We start from the raw sequence: 18,293 nt of genomic DNA, 5'->3' as shown, positions 1-18,293 counted from the left end.
TCAGACTCCCATCCGCATGATGTCTTGATAGGCATTCAGCAGCTTGTTGCGCACTTGCAGCGTGGCTTCGAACGCGACGCTCGATTCCTGACGGGCCAACATGACCTTTGCCACGTCCACCACTTCGCCCTTTTCATAGGCTTCGGTGATTGCGCTGGCTTTTTGCTGCGTGGCGTTGACGCTTTCCAGCGCGCCCTTCAGCGTATCGGTAAAGCTGCCGCCTGCGGTGCCGCTGGTTGGTGCTGCAGCTCCGGCGGCGTCTGGAGTCTTGACCTGCTGGAGCAGTTGCGACCGCTCCATGATCTGCTGGCGCAAGGCCATGATGTCCTGAATGCCGGAAGCCCCCTTACCGAAGCCTGGGCCGCCGATGCCAGATACGCCGCTCATCGCCGGCCACCTACGGCCCGGCCGTTCACTTCAATCCCGGCCTCACGCAGACTGGCAAGGCGATAGCGCAGCGTACGCTCGGATATGCCAAGTTGGCGGGCGGCGGCAACGCGGCTGCCGTTGCAGGCATCCAGCGTCGCCAAAATCGCGCGTGATTCCGAAATCTGGACAATGTTCGAAAGCTTGCCGTCCGCGCTCGCCGCGCTTGTCTGGACAGGTTCGGTGATCAGGCGGGCAGGGCGGTCAAACGCGATGTGCTCTGGCCCGATGACAGGCGCATTGCCTGCAATCACCAAAGCGCGGCGGATGACGTTTTCCAACTCGCGCACATTGCCCGGCCACGAATGGGTGGCCAGCAGGGCCAGCGTCTCGTCGGCAATCCACGGTGTATGCGCACTGTGTCGCAGCACCATGGCAAAGGCGAGCGGGGCAATATCATCAGGCCGTTCACACAAAGCCCGCAGCGCCAGTGGGAATACGTTAAGGCGATAGAACAAGTCGGCGCGGAACCGGCCCTCTTCCACTTCCAGCGGCAAATCGCGGTTGGCACAGGCAATAACGCGGACGTTCACCTTGATCGGCTGGGTTGCACCCAATGGCACCACTTCGCCTTCCTGCAGCGCACGCAGCAGTTTGGCCTGAAGCGTCAGCGGCATTTCGGCAATTTCGTCCAGCAACAGCGTGCCGCCATCGGCCGCACGAAAGAAGCCTTCGCTGGCAGCATTGGCGCCGGTGAAGGCACCCTTCTGGTGGCCGAACAGCAGCGCTTCGAGCATTGCTTCGGGCATGGCCGCGCAATTGATCGCCACGAACGGCTTGTTCTTGCGCGATGAACGGTCGTGAATGAAGCGGCTCAGCACTTCCTTGCCGGTGCCGGTGGGGCCGTTGATCAGTACAGGGATGTCGCTGGCGGCAATGCGTTCGGCAAGCGCCAGGATGGAAAGGCTTTCAGGATCTGCGGCAATCGGCGCACCGGGGCGGGCAGATGATGCCAGCAACGCGGCCAGTGCCCCTTCGCCTGCACCATCAGTATACCGCAGCACCGTCTGGTTGCTGCCAGTGGTGCGCACCATTGCCGGGTTGGATGACCTCTCCAGCAGGACGTTAATCCGCCGGGGATCGGTGGCAGCGCCTTCGAAAGCGTCCGCCAGCATCACCTCTCCGTCTGCGCCATAGCTTGAAAGCACTGCTGCTGCGCGCTGAACCAGCGCCGCATGTGCCTTTGCCGCCGCATCTGTGAAGCGAAGTGCCCCGCAATCGCGAATCATTTCCAAACCCCTGTTAACCATCAAAACCGAGGCGTATCTTTCGCGCGTAACCGACAAACAGGTTGAAACTTTAAGGGTATGAGAAACCCCTAGTGCCAATACGTACATGCGGCAGTTCTTTGCCGGGGGAGGGCTTAAAAGCGGCGCGCCTTTGCCGGTCTTTGTCTCGACAGCCGCGTTCATCCATTGGCCCGGCAGTCCATTCGGGAAACATACCACCCCAACCGGAGACTGGAATCATGGCGGTAATCAACACCAATATCAGCGCGATCAAGGCGACCAATTCGTCGAACTCGGCTGCAAAAATGCTCGGCACGGCGATGGAACGCCTGTCAACCGGCAAGCGCATCAACGGCGCCAAGGACGACGCTGCAGGCCTTGCCATTGCTACGACGATGACGTCGCAGATCAAAGGCATGAGCCAAGGCGTTCGTAACGCAAACGACGGTATTTCGCTGGCGCAGACCGCTGAAGGCGCGCTTAACGAAGTGACCAACATGCTGCAGCGCGTTCGTGAACTGGCCGTTCAGTCCGCTTCGGGCACGTATCAATCAACAGACCGTACCGCGATGCAGTCGGAAGTTACCGCACTGACCGAACAAATCGACGATGTTCTGACCAACTCGGAATTCAACGGCAACGCGCTGTTTTCGAAGACGGCTGGCACGGACGTTGACGTTGTCATCCAGACCGGTGCCAAGTCAGGCGAAACGATCACGATCACTTCGACTGCAATCAGCGGCACCAACATCAGCGCTACCGCGCTTGACGTTACAACCAGCGCTCTTGCTGGCACCACCATCGACAACGTCGATCTGGCGCTTGCAGACGTTAACGCATCACGCGCTTCGCTTGGTGCTGGCCAGAACCGTCTGGAATCGGCCGTCAACAACCTGAACGACAACATCACCAACCTGTCTGACGCACGTTCGCGTATTCAGGATACGGATTACTCGTCAGAAACAACGGCAATGGCCAAGGCCCAGATCCTTTCGCAGGCTTCAACCGCGATGATCGCACAGGCCAACCAGAGCCAGCAGAACGTTCTGTCGCTGCTGCGTTAATTGTAAAACGACACACGCCTGCCTCCACCAGGCGTGCGTCACCAGCCCGGCGGCCCTTATGGGTCGCCGGGTTTTTCTGCGTCTGGGGCGCACGTCTCTCTATCTCGACGCGCAATGTGCAGACCTGTCCTAAGGTATTGCTTATCCCGGGGAACCTCGTGGGGTTGGCTCTGTTTCATGAACATGACTAGCGTGACAACTACAGAGGTTACATTGCGTAAACCAACCGTGCTCATCGTAGAAGATGAGGTTTTCGTGGCCATGGATATCGAGCGGATCCTGATCGATGCAGGGTTCAAGGTGCAGGCCATCGCCGCCGACCGGGGCGAGGCGCTGGCGAATGCAGACGGTGCCGATGTCGCTTTTGTCGACCTTAATCTTCGCGATGGTCCGACCGGAGTGTTGATCGCCGAGGAACTGGCACGCAAATATGCGGTTAAGGTGGTTTACGTGACCGCAAACCCGGCGCAAATTGTGCAACCGGCCGAAAATGCGGTCGGTTTCATTCGCAAGCCATTCTACGACAAGGCAATTGTTGCCGCAGCGGCAATCGCTGTAAACCGCGAAGTGTCGCCAGAGGACGCTGCGGAAATTACGTTTTTCAACCCGCCAACATTGTAAACATCCCGGCGGTCAAGTGCTGTCGGGCCGGGACATGGCGGGACAGGGAATGGTGATCGTCGCGGCAAGGCCTTGCGGCTCCCACTTGCGCTCGATTGTCCCACCAAGCTGACGTACGATGCTCAGCTCGATCAACCTTGTGCCGAATCCTGAAAGATCCGGAGCCGTTACGCCGCCTGCCCCATGTTCGCGCCATTCGATCACGACATTGTCGCTGTCAGATGTGACTTGCACCGTGACCAACCCGTCGTCATGACTCAATGCACCGTATTTCGTCGCATTGGTCGCCAGTTCATGGAACGTGAGCGCCAATGGCGTGGCAGACCTGTCATCAATCAGCGGATCATCGCCATCAATCTTGATGCGGGGCGCGTCGGTTCTCTGATAGGGAGCAACCAGTTCGTCCAACATTGTCCGCAACGTTGGCGGCATGCCGGTTGGGTTTGACTGCGAGCTGTGGGGCCGCACATAATCGTGCGCGCGGCCCAATGCCAAAACGCGCTCGCGCAGTTCATCGGTAATCACGCGATGTTCGGGATGTTGCCGCGCTGACAAGCCGATCAGTCCGACGATCACTGCAAATATGTTCTTGATGCGGTGGCTCAGCTCGTGGGTAATGATCTCGCGCTGGTCCATCGCAAGTTTGTGCTCGTGAATGTCTGTGCAAGTGCCGAACCACCGCACGATTGATCCATCGGCATCACGCATCGGCAGCGCACGGCCCAGCACCCAGCGGTATTCACCTTCTGCGGTCCGCAACCGGTATTCAATCTCGTAAAGTACGCCGGTTTCAAGGCTATGCCTCCACACCGTCCATGCCCGCTCCTGATCATCGGGGTGAAACATGCCATTCCAGGATTCGCCATTCGTTGATCCATAATCGGCACCGGTAAATTCATACCAGCGGGCATTGTAATAATCGTGAAAGCCATCGGGCAGGGTTGACCAGACCATCTGCGGCATCGTGTCAGCAAGCAGTTCAAACCGCTGCCGCTGATCATCGCGTTCCAGTTCTGCCAAGGTTGACCGGGCGGCTTCCTCAATCTGCTTCTCATAAGCGGCCAGATAACTGCTAACCGATGTGGCCAGAACGTGCAGTCCTGCGCGTTGTACCTCGGTCAGACCTGCGCGTGGCGCGTGATCGATAACGCACAGTGCGCCCCACGCTTTCCCATCTGGTCCTTTAAGTGGTGCGCCTGCATAGAACCGGATGTTGGGCGCGCCGGTAACCAGTGGATTTGCGGCAAACCTTGGATCGTCAAAGGCGTCTGGCACCGTCATGATGTCAGGCAGTTGCATTGCGTGGGCACAAAACGAATGTTCGAGCGCCGTTTCTGCAACTTCAAGCCCGGTGCTGGCCGGAAACCATTGGCGGTCCGGTTCAACCAAACTGACCAGCGCTATTGGGACATCGCACAGCTTGGCTGCGAAATCGGTGATTGCGGTCAAACGGGGATCGCTTTTGAAAGTGGCAAAGCGCATCTGGTCTGGCAAAGGTGTTTGCTGGATGTTGCAGTCAGGCTCAGTTTGCACGTTGGTCCCCAACCGCTTATGATACTGCGACCCAACGCTTTATGCTTGGTTTTGTTTCCGGGCGCCAATCCGCCGCTGCCGCTTTTGTGCGGTTACCCCGTCATCAGGATCGACATGCGCCGGTTGCGCGGATCTGCGGGGTCTTTCTGGATCAGCGGTTCGCGGTCGGCCACGCCTTCGATGCGGCGGAAGCGGCTTTCGGCGATGCCTTGGCGCATCAGTGCCTGACGGGTGGATTCAGCCCGGCCCGCCGATAGCGACCAGTTATTGGCGACGCCTGATTTCCATGGCAGGGAATCGGTGTGTCCGCGCACGGTGAACTGTCCACCGCCTGGTGCCACGACTTGGCCGACGGCGCGCAGCAATTCTGCCGCATCGGGCGTCAGCACCGTAGTGCCCAGCCGGAACATCGAAAATTCAGCGTCGTCTACCAGATCGATGCGAATGCCTTCGCTGGTTTCCACCATGCGCACTTGCCGTGCCAGTTTGCGCAGCTTTTCCGAAGCCGCCAGCTTTTGCGCCAGCTTTTCCTTCATCACTTGCGTACGCTTGACCTTGCTGCCGCCTTCCTTCGCGCCGCCGGTGGCATCGCGCGGGATTGTCAGTGTCTTGTTGCCGGTCTGGCCTGCGCGGTGCGGGTAGTCATCGGCATCGGTCAGCGATGATCCGCCCAGCACGCCATAGCCGCCCGCGCTGCCCTGCCGCACTTTTACCAATGTTGGCGTGAAATAATCGGCAATGCCCTTGCGTTGCTTTTCGGTGGTCGCGCCCAGCAACCACATCAGCAGGAAGAACGCCATCATCGCGGTCACAAAGTCGGCATAGGCCACTTTCCACGCGCCGCCGTGATGGCCCGCAGCCACCACCGTGATCTTCTTGACGATGATCGGGCGCGGTGGCTCGTTCTTGCCTTTGGTGGGTGCTTTGGCCATTGCTTAACGCCCGCGTAGCGCGTCGAGCAGTTCCGACAAGCCGGGGCGGAACGAATGGCCAAGGCCAGAGCGCGCGCTTTCCACGACCAGCGGCTGCGGCCAGCCGTGCAAGCTGGCGATGATCACCTGCTTGACCGCCTGGAAAATCATCTCATCCTGATCAAGCACTTGCTTCAGGCGGCCCGCGATAGGCGCAACGATGCCATAGGCCAGCAAAATGCCAAGGAACGTACCGACCAGCGCCGAACCGATCATCCCGCCAAGGATTGCCGGCGGTTTGTCAATGGAGCCCATGGTTTTCACCACGCCAAGCACGGCGGCCACAATCCCCAGCGCGGGAAGCGCATCGGCAAGGCCCTGGATCGCGTGCTGCGCTTCGGTTTCTTCATGGAAATGCGTTTTCATCGCATGATCCATGACGTCTTCCACCGCATGCACTTCAAGCGTACCCGAAGACACCACGATCAGCGTCAGCGTATCGCAGATCAGCGCGACGAGCGCCTTGTTGCCCAGCAGCCGGGGATATTCCGCAAAGATCGGCGAATTTTTGGGGTCGGTCACATGGCTTTCAAGCGCCACCGGGCCGTCGCTGCGCAGGATCTTCATCAGCTTCGTGCACAGCACAATCGCATCGACGTGGTCCTGCTTGTTGTGCTTCGGGCCTTTGAAAGTCTTCGCAAATCCGCCGCCGATGCCCTTCAATTCGTGCATCGAATTGCCCGTGACCAACGCGCCCACGGCTGCGCCGCCGATGATCAGCATTTCGTGCGGCAGCGCATGCAGCACCGGGCCAAGATCGCCGCCGGTAATCGCAAAGCCGCCGAACACCATGGCAAGGAGGATGACGAGGCCAATGATCACGAACATGCTAATTTATCCCGGTCTGGCGACGTGTTGATCAGCGGAGCTGATTGAACAATGAAAGGTTGGCGAGCTTCGAAAAACTTGCTTGGCTGGCTTCAAGCACGAGCATCGTGTTTTGCAGCCGCGCGATGGATTCCGTCAGATCGCTCCCGCCAACGGCGTTCTGTTCTTCCGTCCGTAATTCAGAAAGCGAGATACGTCGCTCAGTGTTAAGATCGATCCAATTCAGGCGTGAGCCGACTACGGTCTGCGCGGTGGTGATTGCCTGGAGGCCATCGCTCAGAACGCTCAGCGCCGTACCGGCCGCAGCTGCTCCGCCTGCGCCGGATTGAAGCGCATCGGCCAGATCTTTGGCAACCGCCAGCAAATCGCGCGGGGTTCCACCCGATGTGAATTGCAGGAATTCCGGCCCTGTCACGCCGCGCGCAACGGTCTGCCCGTCGCCCAGCGATACGGTGCCCGCTGTTGCGGTACCATCGTACTGGGCAACGCCTGCGCCATTCAAGGAATAGGCAGCGCCCGACGCTTCACCACCAAACAGCGCCCGGCCCGATCCATCCCGGGTATTGGCCAGTGATACCAGATTTTCGCGGATCTGCTCCACTTCCTGCCCGATCCCTGCGCGCTGGGTATCATTCACCGTGCCCGAAGCGGCCTGTGTTGCCAATTCCTGCAACCGGGTAACAAAGCTGGCGAACTGGCCCAAAGCGCCGTCCGTCAGCGTCAGATCGGACGTTGCCCGGTCAGCCGCAGCGGTATCGATCTGGTCAATCGTTTCGGCACGGGCCAACCGGCGCAGGCGCGAAGCCGCCACCGGATCATCGGACGAACGCTGCAATCGCTCCCCGCTCGACATCTCGGCCTGGGTCTCCTCAGCCTGCTTGCGCAAGGCGGTGAGATCCATCAGCGAGCGTTCATAGAATGCGCTGGTCGATGTGCCGTAGATCGTGCTCATGGCGGTTTACCCAATTCCCAAGAGGGTGTCGAAAATGTCCGAGGCGACTTGCATGACTTTGCCCGAAGCCTGAAAAGCTTGCTGATAGCGCACCAGATTGACCGCTTCTGCGTCCAGATCGACACCGGATTGCGCCGAAAGTGCCACTTGCGCCGTATCTGCGATTGTCTGCAAAGCGCCCAGCGTTACGTTGCGGCCCGCCAGTGTGCCCGAAATATCGAACAGGATCTGGTCCATGCCGTCGGCGGGATTAAGCCCGCTGATGGCAGAGCGGATTGCCGTAAGATTGCCGGCGTTGCGGCTGCCAATCGGGTCATTAAGCGGCGCGGTTGCCAGCTTGCGCACATCCGATACCGCCAGCGTCATGGTCGCAGCAGTGGTGCCGGAAAAGATCGCGGCGCCGGGATCACCGTTCAGATCGTCGCCCGTCAATTGCGCAGCGTTGAACGTAGTGACGATGTCTTCAGCCAGCCCGTCAACGTCCAGCTTCAATTGCGCCAGCTTATCCAGCGCCAACTGCTGCCCGGCCAGCGAACCACCTGAAAGCGCTACACTATTGCCGTCCACATCGAAGCTTAATGTGCCGTTGGCAGCGGTGGTCATGCCCACAGTCCCGGCAGTGCCGCCAACCACAAGATCGCGTCCCGTGGTTCCGCCCAGCTTGACCGCCACCGTGCCGTCGACTGCAAAAGTCGCGCCGATGTTGCCAAATTGGCTCAACTGTTGAAGCAGCTTATCGCGCTGGTCGAGCAGCGAGGTCTTGTCGCTGGTGGCGTCCGATGCGCGTGATAGCCGCGTGTTGGTGCGCGCCAGTTCCGTGGCAATGCGGTTGATTTGCGTCACCCCGTCGCTCGCCAGGAATTGCAGCCCTTCGCCCGCTGCATCCAATTCCTGCGAAGCAATTTGGAACGTGCCCACCATCGTGCGCGCTTTTTCGATCACTGCGGCGCGCAGCGAGGTATCGACAGGGTCTTGCGTCAATTGCTGGAGCGAGGATTCAAAGCCGACAATCGCATCATAAACGCCCGATTGTTCGATGGCGGATTCAATGTTGGAAAGGCCTGCTGCCTCTGCCGTGCCGCGCGCCACGTCTGATCCGGTACGGCGCACTTCGGCCTGCCGGAAAGCATCGGCGTTGCGCGTGATCGAATCCAGCCGCACGCCCGAAAGCGACAAGTCGCCAATGCGATAGGCTCCGCCGGTAGACGCCACTTCTGCCATCTGGGCAGAGCGCCGGACATAGCCCTCGGTCGATGCGTTGGCGATGTTTTGCGCCGTAACATCAAGCCCGATACGGGCGGCCAGCGCGCCGCTGCGGCCAATCGAGAGCAAGTCGGAAGCCATGGCTTATTTGGCCCCTTTCGCTGTGGCAACTTCAGGTGGAAGCATTGCCGCAAGATGATTTTCGATCTGCTTGGCAAGGCCTAACGTGCCGTTGTTCGATGCGATTTCGGCAAAGCGTTCGTCGCGCATCTGCACGAATGTCTGGTCCATCTGGCCAAACAGGCCATCGCTATCAAGGCTGGCCGCGCGCGCGCTGGCCAGCATCTGCCGCAAGAAGATCGCCTCAAATTGCTTGGCAGCGCCTGCCAGCTTTTCGCGGTCGGTCGGCACTTTGGGGCCAAGCGTCAGGCCAGAAGTGGCGGCGGTGGTTGTGGCTGCAACGCTCATCAGATCACCACCATTTCGGCTTTGAGTGCGCCTGCCTGTTTCAAGGCTTCAAGGATCGCGACAAGGTCTGACGGGCTGGTGCCCAGCTTGTTCAGCGCATCGACCAGCGATGCCAGCGAAGCGCCGGGCTTGAACAAGGTAACCTTGTTGCCTTCTTCTTTCACATCGATCTGGCTGGCAGGCGTCACCACAGTCTGCCCGCGGCCAAGCGCGTTGGGCTGGGACACCTGGCTTTTTTCGTCAATTTTCACCACCAGCCTGCCGTGGCTGATCGCTGCGGGCGACAAGCGCACCGCGTTGTTGATCACCACTGTGCCGGTGCGGCTGTTGACGATGACCCGCGCTGCCGTTTCCGCAGGCGTAATTTCCAGCATTTCGATTGATGCCATGGCCGTTGCACGTGAATCAGCGCCCGCAGGCAGGCGCAGGGCAAGGGTGATGCCGTCTTCGATGGTGGCCGCTTGCGGGAAGCGTGAATTGATTGCATCGCGCACACGCTGAACGGTCATGAAGTCTGCTTCGAACAGGTTCCAGCGCAGCACTTCGCCGCTATCGAAGCCTGAAGACACCGCGCGTTCAACGCTGGCACCTTCGGCAATGCGGCCCACGGTGGGGACATTGACGGTCAGCTGTGAACCATCGCGTGCGGTTATGCCAAGGCCGCCGACGGCAAGGTTGCCCTGCGCCATCGCATAGATCTGGCCATCTGCGCCGTAAAGCGGGGCCATGATCAATGCACCGCCGCGCAAGGACTTGGCCTTGCCCAGCGTGGATACGGTGATGTCGATGCGCTGGCCGGGTTTGGCAAAGGCGGGCAAGTCTGCTGTGATCACCACGGCGGCTGCGTTTTTCAGCCCCGGCGAAATGCCCGGCGGCAGCTGGAGGCCAAGCCGTCCGGCAGTGCCTTTCATGGCCTGCGTCAGATATTCAAGGTTATCATCGCCTGTACCGGCAAGGCCAACGACGATGCCATAGCCCGTCAACTGGTTGGCGCGCACGCCCTGGAACTCGCCCAGATCGCGCACGCGTTCAGCCAGGGCGGGCGTTGGCAGCAGCGCGGCCAGGCCAAGGGTCAGGGAAAGGATGAAGCGAACCAACATTTTCATAAGGCCTTAGAAGGGCGAAATCGCATTGAAGAACTTGCTCAACCAGCCTTCACGGCTTGCGCGTCCGACCGAGCCATTCCCGGTGTATTCGACGCGCGCATCCGCGATCTGGGTGGAAAGAATGCGGTTTTCCTGATCAATGTCGCCAAGGCGCACGATCCCTGAAAACTGTACCCATTCCTGACCCTGGCTTAGCATCATGCGCTTTTCCCCACGGACAAGTGCGGTGCCGTTCGCCCGGACTTCTGCGATGGTCACAGCCACTTCACCGGCGAGTGTGCTCGTCTGCAAAGCATTACCCTGACCATTGAACGACGATCCGCCCGATGCATTAAGGGCGTTGGGGTTGAGAAACGACAATGGCCCAGCGGTCGGGGGCGTGATCGAGAACTGCCCGGACTTCTGGGTTTTGGCCCCTGCGGTCTTGGCAGAATTGAAGTTTTCCAGCAGCACGACGGTTACCAGATCGCCCACCAGATGGGCGCGGCGGCCTTCGATAAAGCCGGTGTAACCTGTGCTGGCGTTGAATATTGATCCGGCAGACGGCGGGGCAGTCGGGGCCACAGCTACGCTTGGCGGCAGTGTCGGCTCGAAGCCGGGCTTGGGCCGGGCGGCGTTTGCCGGATCGATCAGGAACATGACCGCAGCTGTTGCCAGTGTGCCTGCAACCATCGCCCGCAGCGCGCTTTTGCGGCGGCGGGGAGGCAGCGATGCGTAGCCGGAGAAGTGGTGTTCGAAGGGCGTGTTCATGTCTATCACAGTGTCTGGTTGGCGTTCTGGAGCATTTCATCGACCGCCGAGATCATCTTGGAATTGATCTCGTAAGCGCGCTGCGCCTCGATCATGTCGACCAGCTCTTCGACCACGTTGACGTTCGAGGCTTCAAGGTAGCCTTGCTGGATATGGCCGCGCCCTTGTTCGCCTGCGATGCCGATCTGCGCTGCACCCGATGCGGCGGTTTCCTGCAGAAAGTTATCGCCCATCGAACGCAACCCGCCGGAATTGGCAAAGCTGGCAATGGTGATCTGGCCCAGTGCGGTCGGCTCGGCTGCCCCTGCGACGGTGGCTGAAACCGTGCCGTCCTGCGCAACCGTAATCGCGCTGGCGCCTTCGGGAATGGTGATCGCAGGGTTCAGCGCATATCCTTGTGCGGTCACCAGCGTACCTTCGGCTGAACGGCTGAAATTCCCGGCGCGGGTATAGCCAAGCTGGCCGCCCGGCATCGTCACCTGGAAAAAACCATCGCCGTCCAGCGCCATGTCCAGCGCGTTGCCGGTGGTTTGCAGCGACCCTTGCGTATCAATCCGCGTCGTCGCCTGAAGCGCCACACCTGTGCCAAGGTTGAGGCCGGTGGCATAGGCGGTTTCGTTGGATGACTGCTGTCCCGCAATCCGCGCATCCTGATAGGCCAGCGTTGCAAAGTTGGCGCGGTCGCGCTTGAACCCGGTGGTGCCGATGTTGGCAAGGTTATTGGCGATCACGCGCATCCGCGTGTCTTGTGCCTCAAGCCCGGTGCGGGCGACGTGAAGGGCTGAACTTGGCATGGGGGTTTACCTTCCTAAAATCAGGAAATGCGCATCAGCGCTGAGCTGGATTCATCAACCTCGCGGGCCTGGCTGACGACTTTGGTGCGGATTTCGAACAAGCGTTGCGCTTCGACCATTTCCACCAGCACCCGTGTGGGATCGACGTTGGATTGTTCCAGACTGCCGACCATCAATCGGGCCTCTTCATCCTGTGGCAGAACGCCGCCGCCATTGACACGGAACAGCCCATCGAGACCTTTGTCGATGTTGCTTCCGGTCGTGGACGCGATCTTGATCCGGCCGACGTTTTGCGGCGGCTGGTCCGGGGTTTCCGGGTTGGCCACGTTGACCCCGCCATCGGGCGAGATCGTGACCTTCGATCCCAGTGGCACCGTGATGGGGCCACCTTCGCCGATGACCGGGCGGTTATCGCCGTTTTGCAAAACGCCGCCTGCGCTGACCGAAAGATCGCCGCGCCGGGTATAGACTTCGCTACCATCCTCGGCCTGCACCGACAGCATCGTTTCGCCCGAAAGCGCAACGTCCATCGGCTTGCCGGTTTCGATGATCGAACCTTGCGCCATCGATGCACCGCGCACTTCACCGCTGGTCATCGCCCGCGCTTCAAGGCTGGGGCCTTTCAGCGTCATGGGTGTGGCCGTCAGCATTTCTGCGCGAAAGCCGATGGTCTGGGCGTTGGCCATGTTGCTGGCGATCACGCGCTGGCGCACGGTCGATCCGGTCATCCCGGAATAGGCAGTGTAGATCAGGCGGTCCATCGGGCAGCTTTCAGGTTAAGGGAATGGCAGGCTCAGGACTTAGGTCCGGAGCTGGATCACGGTTTGCGAGATCTGCGTGGCGGTATCGATCGCTTTGGCGTTCGCCTGGAAGTTGCGCTGTGCGGTGATCAGACCGACCAGTTCTTCGGCAATATCCACGTTCGATCGTTCAAGCGCACCTGACAGCAACGAGCCATATTGGCCGGTGCTGGGCTGACCATATGTTGCCGCGCCCGAAAGGCCGCTGGCGATCCAGTTCGATGACCCGATCTGCTTCAGTCCCTGTGGTGCGATGAAGCTGGCCAGTGCGACTTTGCCGATGATCAGGTTCGATCCATCTGCATAAGATGCGGTCACGGCGCCATCATCACCGACCGTAATCCCTGCAAATTCGATAGGATTGCCATTGGCGTCGATGCCATTGCTGCCGGGGATTTGCGCATCGACAGGGGTTTGTGACGTGATCGCGCCTGCAGCATCAGTCGGGAACACCTGCAAGCGGTTGTTTGATCCATCACCGATGAAGCCGCCGCCATCAACCGTCAGGCTGCCGTTGCGGGTGTAGAGTGTTTCCTGCGTCACCACGTTCTTGGTGGTGAAAAAGCCATCGCCGTTAATCGCCAGATCCAGCGCCGAACCGGTCTGTTCAATCGGCCCAAGCGCAAAGTTCTGGCTGATCGATTCCACCGCAGCGCCAATGCCGACAACCAGCTTGGGGTTTGTAAAGGCGCTGCCCACCACGATGTCGGCAAACTCGGTCCGGCTCTTTTTGAAGCCCGTTGTTTCAGCATTGGCGATGTTTTGGCTGATGACGCCAAGATCGGTCTGGGCATTCTTGAGGCCGTTAAGCGAGGTGTAAAAGGACATTTGCGTCTCCCGGGATGGGTGGGGGTTAGGCCGTGGTCGTGGGGTTGTTCGCGGTCAGCTTGGCGACGGTGCTGTTCAGCGTGTCGAGCTTGGCCGAAATCTGCGAAAGAGTGTCGTTCTGTCCCGCGATGGTCTGAAGGGAATCCTTCATCTCGCTGGTGTTTGACAGGTTGGTAAACTGGGCGAGCTGCGCGAGCATCTGGGTGTTGTCGACGGGCTCGGTCGGGTCTTGATTGTTCAGCTGCGTGGTCAGCAGCTTGATGAAATCATCGGCACCCATATCCCCCCAGCCCTTGGCGGTGGTGGTGTTTGCATTTGCGCCATTGACGCCAGTGGTTGCGGTAACAGAAGCGATTGACATTATTTCATCCTCATCGTTTCAAGCATGAGCTGCTTTGCGGTTTGCATCGCCTCGACCACGTTCTGGTACTGGCGCGAACTTTCGAGCATCTCGACCATCTCGGCGTTTTCATCGACCGGTGCGGTCCACACATCACCATTGGCATCGGCCAGCGGATGGCCGGGATCGTGCTGGCGAATGGGCGTGGCGTCCGAACGCTTGACGCCCGCAACGCGAACCGTTGACAGCCCGTTGGCCTGATCCAGCTGTTCGGCAAAGACCGGGCGCAGCGGGCGATAGGCCTCTGCCTCTGACGTGGTCACGGTGCCCGCGTTGGCAAGGTTCGATGCCGCAGCGTTCATGCGCACAAGCTGTGCTGACATCGCGCGGCCGGTGACTTGAAACAGGTTGAGCGGGGCGTTGTTTGGCATGGCTTATTCGCCCTTGATCGCGCGGGTGATCGTTTCGATCCGTCCGCGGAGGAAATTGAGAACGCGATAGCGCGTGGCCGTGGTCATTGCCTGATCGTTGCTGGCGCCATTGGTGCGGGCCTTCAGCGCCGTGGCAAAATCGATGTCCTTGGCTTTGAAGCCCGGCGTTGCCGCGTTTGCGATATTGGACGTCAGCAGGCCCATGCGCTGTGAGCGCAGTTCCAGTGCCTTGCCATGAATGCCGAATAAAGACTCAGCCATCGTATCGTACCTTGGGTTTTGCCAGAGGGATTACCGGCAAAGGGAGTGCTGCCGGTGTTTCAGCAAGCCCTGTGCCAATTGCGCAAATGCGGGGACTTTGGCGTTGAGGAGGGGGGCAAACGGCAAATGCTTGCCGGATGGCGGCAAATTGCAGGCACGGGCTGAAATTTGCCTGCCGCCTGCCGTTCTTTGCCCTGAGGAGACCACCGGTCCATGCAACTTCCGCTGCTGATTGACGGCATCTCAGCCACTATTGTGCTGGGCGGCACTGCGCTTGCCACGGTCTTGCGCTCGGGCTGGCACGAACTTGCGGTGACCGGTCAGGCGCTGGGCGGATTGTGGCGTCCGCGCTTTACCGCAGAACAAGCCAAAGCCGATCTTGCACCGCAAGTCACTGCAATCGTGCGTGATGGCGTCCTGCGGGTAAACCCGCGCACGACCGGTGATCGCGAATTTGACGAAGGCACCGACGCGCTGATCCGCGAACGCTCGCTCGATCCGCTGATCGCCCGCCATCACACCTTTCGCAAGCAACGCATGGCCACGGCCAATACGGCGGTGCGCACCTTGGCGCAGGCTGCTGAACTGGGGCCGGTGTTCGGCATGGTCGGCACGCTGGTATCGCTCAGCCAATTGCCGACCGGCGGGCTGGATGGCAGCGCGCTCAACGCCGCAATATCCACCGCCGTGATGACCACGCTTTACGGGCTGCTTCTGGCCAATCTTGTGCTGGCCCCGCTTGCGCGCATGGTGGAACGCCATGCCCAGGCCGAAGAGCACGCGCGGCAAGATGTCATCGATTGGCTGACCGCGCAGCTTGAACCCGTCATGCCGCACCGCGTCCAGCAGCTGCGTCCACACGTGGTGTCGCGTGAAAGACAGTACGTATGATCGTGCGTGCGGGCACGGGCTGGCAATATGCGCTGGCCGATCTATCTCTGATACTGTTTCTGGTGACCGCCTCGGCGCTTGCCCAGGCCAATAGCGCGCCAAAAGCCCCACCGTCAGCCCCCCCTCCGGCACCTATTGCCGCTGCATTCACCACTGAACCGGTGGCCGTGTGGAGCGCCGGTGAAGGCGCGCCGCCATTGGCGCAATGGCTGGCCCAGGTTGCGGCTGATCCCCGGCTTGAAGTTCAGATCATCGTCCGCTTTGCCGATAAAAAGCGCGATGTTGCAATGGCACAGGCGATAGAGCTTGCGACAGAAGGCGGCCCAAGGGCCAGCGCCGCGCGCATTCTGGTTGAACCCGGTGAACGTGCGGGTGCCAGCGTATCGCTGAATTATGCCAGCGAAGGGTTCGCGGTTCCCGTATCCGGGCCAGCTCCAGCCCTTGCCACAGTGTCTTTGGCACGATGATTGCGAAGATGGTTGCATTCTGAAGCTATTGCCGGACATGCACCATGAAGATTGCACCCCGAATTCTTGCCACAGTTGGCACAGCGCTGGCTGCCATCGCCATGGCTCCCGCAGCGTCAGCACAGGCCCGAGGCTTTCACGATCTTGTGGCGATAGACGCCGCAGTTGCTGCATTTACGGGCGCGGGCATCGGCGTTCCGGGTGGCGCAAACCTGCCGGTCGACCGGCGGATGCGTCTGGCTCCGTGTTATTCGCCGCTGGCGCTTTCATGGTACGGCAACCGTCAAGACAACGTGCTGGTGCAGTGCCCCGATGTGGGCGGCTGGCGGCTGTTCGTTGCCGTTTCCGGCAATTCCCGGCAAGGCGCTGCCCCCATGGCGCCGCCTGCCGTGGCGCGCGGCGAGGCGATTACCATTGCCGTTTCGGGTCAGGGTTTTTCGGTCTCCCAATCGGGCGAGGCCATGGAAGCAGGCGCAGTTGGCGCGTGGATCCGTGTGCGCACCAGCGCCAAAGCCACGCCCATTCGCGCACAAGTTTCCCGCCCCGGACTGGTCGTTGTGCCGGTGGATTGACGGGTTTGCCGGAACTTTTTCGCAAACCGGCAAAAATTTTCCGCATTTCCCCTTAAAGCTTCCTTTAGACTGCCGTTCTTGGATGCATGAAACGCTAGGAGCGTCGCCATGTCATCTATTGAAATCGGTGCACCGCGCCCGGTTGGGCCGGTGCAGGTCAAAACTGCCACCAACGCCAAGGCGGCTCCCGCAGCTGCCGCAACCGTCGCTGTCGAGCCACAAACCCCATCGGTTGTTGATGCCGGACCTGCTGCCAACGTCCAGCGCTCTTCAGCGCTTGATGCAGGAAGCGCGGCCCCTGTCGACGTCGAACGGGTGAAGGACATCCGTCAGGCCATCGAAAAGGGCAATTATCCGCTGGTACCGGCACGTATTGCCGATGCCATGATTGCTGCCGGAATGCTGCTGAGGACCGCCTCCTGATGACCAAGAACACCACAGCCCGTCCTGTCGCCGGCACCACCGCAGAAGTCACGTCACCGCTGCGCGATACGCTTCGGCAGATGCTTGCCGTGCTGCAGGAAGAACGGCATGCGCTTGCCGGACTGGACCTTGATCTGATCATGGGCTGTGCTTCGAACAAGGCAGAGCTTTGCGGCACTTTGGCCGATGTAGGCGATGCCATGGTGGACGAGGAATGCCGCGCTTTGCTGGATTCCGCGCGCCGCCTGAACGAGGCAAACCGCCGGGTCCGCAACCTTATTGCAGCCAATGTGTCGGCGCGGCTTGATGCGCTGACCGGCAACACGCCGCTCTATCGTGCAGGTGCGCAAGTCCACCGTTTGCGCACAGCCTGAGCCATTTGGCACGGCTTTTGCTCAACACCTTCCGTGATGCCGCTGTGATGCGGCCGGAAGGGACCAAGCGTGAGTTCATACGATCTGACGAAATTGCCAGCTGCCCCGGCCACCACGAGTGGTTCCGGGGCAAACGTGCGTTCGGCCATCGCCGGGGCGGCACAGGCAACCGGCGTCGACTTCGGCTTTCTGATGGCGCAAGCCAAGCTTGAATCAAGCCTTGATCCCACCGCCCGCGCGCGCACATCCAGCGCCAGCGGACTTTACCAGTTCACCGGCGATACCTGGCTGCGCACGCTGGACAAGCACGGCGCCAATCATGGCCTTGGCTGGGCAAGCGAACTGATCCAGGGCGGATCGGTCAGCGATCCTGCGGCCCGTGCGCAATTGCTGGCCATGCGGTTTGATCCGCAAGTCGCCTCGCTGATGGCGGGCGAACTGGCCAACGATAACAGCGCTTATCTGCAAGGAACGCTGGGCCGCAAGCCCGACCATGCCGAACTGTATCTCGCACACTTTTTTGGTGCAGAGGGCGCATCCAAATTTCTGAACGCGCTGAACAGCAATCCTGCACAACGCGCCGCCGATATTCTGCCAGCTGCTGCTGCTGCCAACCGTTCGACATTCTATGGCGCAGGCGGGGTTGCCCGTTCCGTCAGCGAAGTGATGAACGTGATCCGCACGCGCATGGCGGGCGCATCATCCGGCGATAGCGCGGATGAGGCGCTGCAATGGGCGGCATCGATGGGCATAACGCCCGCTACAGCGCAGGCACAGTTCACTGGCGGACCGCTGGCGCGCGAATTCCAGGGCGCGGCGGCAAGTTCCGGCAATCCGCTGCCTCCTCCTGCCGCTTCGATGGCCGATACATTGCGGCAAACCTTTTCGTTGAACGATGGCGGATCGGCTCCGGCCCATGTCCGTCAGGCCTATGGCCGCCTTTCGGCACTGGGCCTCTAAA

At 60.4% G+C, this 18,293-nt stretch carries 24 protein-coding genes; 8 read left to right on the top strand and 16 right to left on the bottom strand.

Features of this window, described 5'->3' with window-relative positions; translation table 11 throughout:
* A complete protein-coding gene (fliE, locus tag B7Y89_RS12725; protein ID WP_292938878.1) occupies positions 1-387 on the bottom strand; it encodes a flagellar hook-basal body complex protein FliE in 387 nt (128 codons plus the stop codon).
* A complete protein-coding gene (locus B7Y89_RS12720; protein ID WP_292938877.1) occupies positions 384-1,655 on the bottom strand; it encodes a sigma 54-interacting transcriptional regulator in 1,272 nt (423 codons plus the stop codon). Before B7Y89_RS12720 ends, fliE begins: the two co-directional genes overlap by 4 nt.
* Positions 1,656-1,894: 239 nt before the next feature.
* On the opposite strand from B7Y89_RS12720, the gene B7Y89_RS12715 reads away from it, so the two are divergent.
* The gene (locus B7Y89_RS12715) at positions 1,895-2,719 is read left to right on the top strand and encodes a flagellin (protein WP_292938876.1); all 825 of its coding nucleotides are present in this window, start codon (positions 1,895-1,897) and stop codon (positions 2,717-2,719) included.
* A gap of 183 nt (positions 2,720-2,902) precedes the next feature.
* Entirely contained in the window at positions 2,903-3,340 is a 438-nt protein-coding gene (locus tag B7Y89_RS12710) for a response regulator (RefSeq protein ID WP_292938954.1), read from the top strand.
* Positions 3,341-3,352: 12 nt separating this feature from the next.
* Here B7Y89_RS12710 and B7Y89_RS12705 read toward each other — a convergent pair whose 3' ends face one another.
* The 14 genes from B7Y89_RS12705 to B7Y89_RS12640 all read right to left on the bottom strand — a co-directional run bounded on the left by B7Y89_RS12705 (position 3,353) and on the right by B7Y89_RS12640 (position 14,605).
* Positions 3,353-4,822, bottom strand: a complete 1,470-nt coding sequence (locus tag B7Y89_RS12705) for a PAS domain-containing protein (RefSeq protein ID WP_292938953.1) — start codon at positions 4,820-4,822, stop codon at positions 3,353-3,355.
* Between the two features lie 143 nt (positions 4,823-4,965).
* Entirely contained in the window at positions 4,966-5,805 is an 840-nt protein-coding gene (locus B7Y89_RS12700; protein WP_292938875.1) for a flagellar motor protein MotB, read from the bottom strand.
* A gap of 3 nt (positions 5,806-5,808) precedes the next feature.
* Positions 5,809-6,672 (bottom strand): flagellar motor stator protein MotA, encoded by an 864-nt coding sequence (motA, locus tag B7Y89_RS12695; protein ID WP_292938874.1) that lies wholly within the window; start codon positions 6,670-6,672, stop codon positions 5,809-5,811.
* 31 nt (positions 6,673-6,703) lie between these two features.
* Positions 6,704-7,624, bottom strand: a complete 921-nt coding sequence (locus B7Y89_RS12690; protein WP_292938873.1) for a flagellar biosynthesis protein FlgL — start codon at positions 7,622-7,624, stop codon at positions 6,704-6,706.
* Positions 7,625-7,630: 6 nt separating this feature from the next.
* A complete protein-coding gene (gene flgK, locus B7Y89_RS12685) occupies positions 7,631-8,968 on the bottom strand; it encodes a flagellar hook-associated protein FlgK (protein ID WP_292938872.1) in 1,338 nt (445 codons plus the stop codon).
* A gap of 3 nt (positions 8,969-8,971) precedes the next feature.
* Complete coding sequence (locus B7Y89_RS12680; protein WP_292938871.1) at positions 8,972-9,295, bottom strand: rod-binding protein; 324 nt, start codon at positions 9,293-9,295, stop codon at positions 8,972-8,974.
* Positions 9,295-10,395: a flagellar basal body P-ring protein FlgI gene (locus B7Y89_RS12675; protein WP_292938870.1), complete on the bottom strand. Its 1,101-nt coding sequence runs from the start codon at positions 10,393-10,395 to the stop codon at positions 9,295-9,297. Before B7Y89_RS12675 ends, B7Y89_RS12680 begins: the two co-directional genes overlap by 1 nt.
* 12 nt (positions 10,396-10,407) lie before the next feature.
* Positions 10,408-11,151: a flagellar basal body L-ring protein FlgH gene (locus tag B7Y89_RS12670; RefSeq protein ID WP_292938869.1), complete on the bottom strand. Its 744-nt coding sequence runs from the start codon at positions 11,149-11,151 to the stop codon at positions 10,408-10,410.
* Between the two features lie 5 nt (positions 11,152-11,156).
* Entirely contained in the window at positions 11,157-11,945 is a 789-nt protein-coding gene (flgG, locus tag B7Y89_RS12665; protein ID WP_292938868.1) for a flagellar basal-body rod protein FlgG, read from the bottom strand.
* A gap of 20 nt (positions 11,946-11,965) precedes the next feature.
* Positions 11,966-12,706 (bottom strand): flagellar basal body rod protein FlgF, encoded by a 741-nt coding sequence (gene flgF / locus B7Y89_RS12660; RefSeq protein ID WP_292938867.1) that lies wholly within the window; start codon positions 12,704-12,706, stop codon positions 11,966-11,968.
* Positions 12,707-12,745: 39 nt separating this feature from the next.
* Positions 12,746-13,573, bottom strand: coding sequence for a flagellar hook-basal body complex protein (locus B7Y89_RS12655; RefSeq protein ID WP_292938866.1), 828 nt, complete (start codon positions 13,571-13,573; stop codon positions 12,746-12,748).
* Between the two features lie 25 nt (positions 13,574-13,598).
* Entirely contained in the window at positions 13,599-13,934 is a 336-nt protein-coding gene (locus tag B7Y89_RS12650; RefSeq protein ID WP_292938865.1) for a flagellar hook capping FlgD N-terminal domain-containing protein, read from the bottom strand.
* Positions 13,934-14,344 carry a flagellar basal body rod protein FlgC gene (gene flgC, locus B7Y89_RS12645; protein ID WP_054108899.1) on the bottom strand — a complete coding sequence of 137 codons (411 nt, stop codon included), beginning with the start codon at positions 14,342-14,344 and terminating at the stop codon, positions 13,934-13,936. Before flgC ends, B7Y89_RS12650 begins: the two co-directional genes overlap by 1 nt.
* 3 nt (positions 14,345-14,347) lie before the next feature.
* The gene (locus B7Y89_RS12640) at positions 14,348-14,605 is read right to left on the bottom strand and encodes a flagellar basal body protein (protein ID WP_292938864.1); all 258 of its coding nucleotides are present in this window, start codon (positions 14,603-14,605) and stop codon (positions 14,348-14,350) included.
* A gap of 213 nt (positions 14,606-14,818) precedes the next feature.
* On the opposite strand from B7Y89_RS12640, the gene B7Y89_RS12635 reads away from it, so the two are divergent.
* The 6 genes from B7Y89_RS12635 to B7Y89_RS12610 all read left to right on the top strand — a co-directional run bounded on the left by B7Y89_RS12635 (position 14,819) and on the right by B7Y89_RS12610 (position 18,292).
* Entirely contained in the window at positions 14,819-15,496 is a 678-nt protein-coding gene (locus B7Y89_RS12635) for a MotA/TolQ/ExbB proton channel family protein (protein WP_292938863.1), read from the top strand.
* Positions 15,493-15,963 (top strand): hypothetical protein, encoded by a 471-nt coding sequence (locus B7Y89_RS12630; RefSeq protein WP_292938862.1) that lies wholly within the window; start codon positions 15,493-15,495, stop codon positions 15,961-15,963. Before B7Y89_RS12635 ends, B7Y89_RS12630 begins: the two co-directional genes overlap by 4 nt.
* 44 nt (positions 15,964-16,007) lie before the next feature.
* Positions 16,008-16,535, top strand: a complete 528-nt coding sequence (locus B7Y89_RS12625; RefSeq protein ID WP_292938861.1) for a flagella basal body P-ring formation protein FlgA — start codon at positions 16,008-16,010, stop codon at positions 16,533-16,535.
* Positions 16,536-16,643: 108 nt separating this feature from the next.
* Positions 16,644-16,958, top strand: coding sequence for a flagellar biosynthesis anti-sigma factor FlgM (flgM, locus tag B7Y89_RS12620; protein ID WP_292938860.1), 315 nt, complete (start codon positions 16,644-16,646; stop codon positions 16,956-16,958).
* The gene (locus tag B7Y89_RS12615) at positions 16,958-17,332 is read left to right on the top strand and encodes a flagellar protein FlgN (RefSeq protein ID WP_366416138.1); all 375 of its coding nucleotides are present in this window, start codon (positions 16,958-16,960) and stop codon (positions 17,330-17,332) included. Before flgM ends, B7Y89_RS12615 begins: the two co-directional genes overlap by 1 nt.
* 69 nt (positions 17,333-17,401) lie before the next feature.
* Positions 17,402-18,292, top strand: a complete 891-nt coding sequence (locus B7Y89_RS12610; protein WP_292938859.1) for a lytic transglycosylase domain-containing protein — start codon at positions 17,402-17,404, stop codon at positions 18,290-18,292.
* Position 18,293: the final 1 nt, after the last annotated feature.

This window comes from Novosphingobium sp. 32-60-15, assembly GCF_002280675.1.
Taxonomy (GTDB): Bacteria; Pseudomonadota; Alphaproteobacteria; order Sphingomonadales; family Sphingomonadaceae; genus Novosphingobium.
Note: the sequence above shows the minus strand (reverse complement) of the source record. Positions and strands in the feature narration are given on the sequence as shown.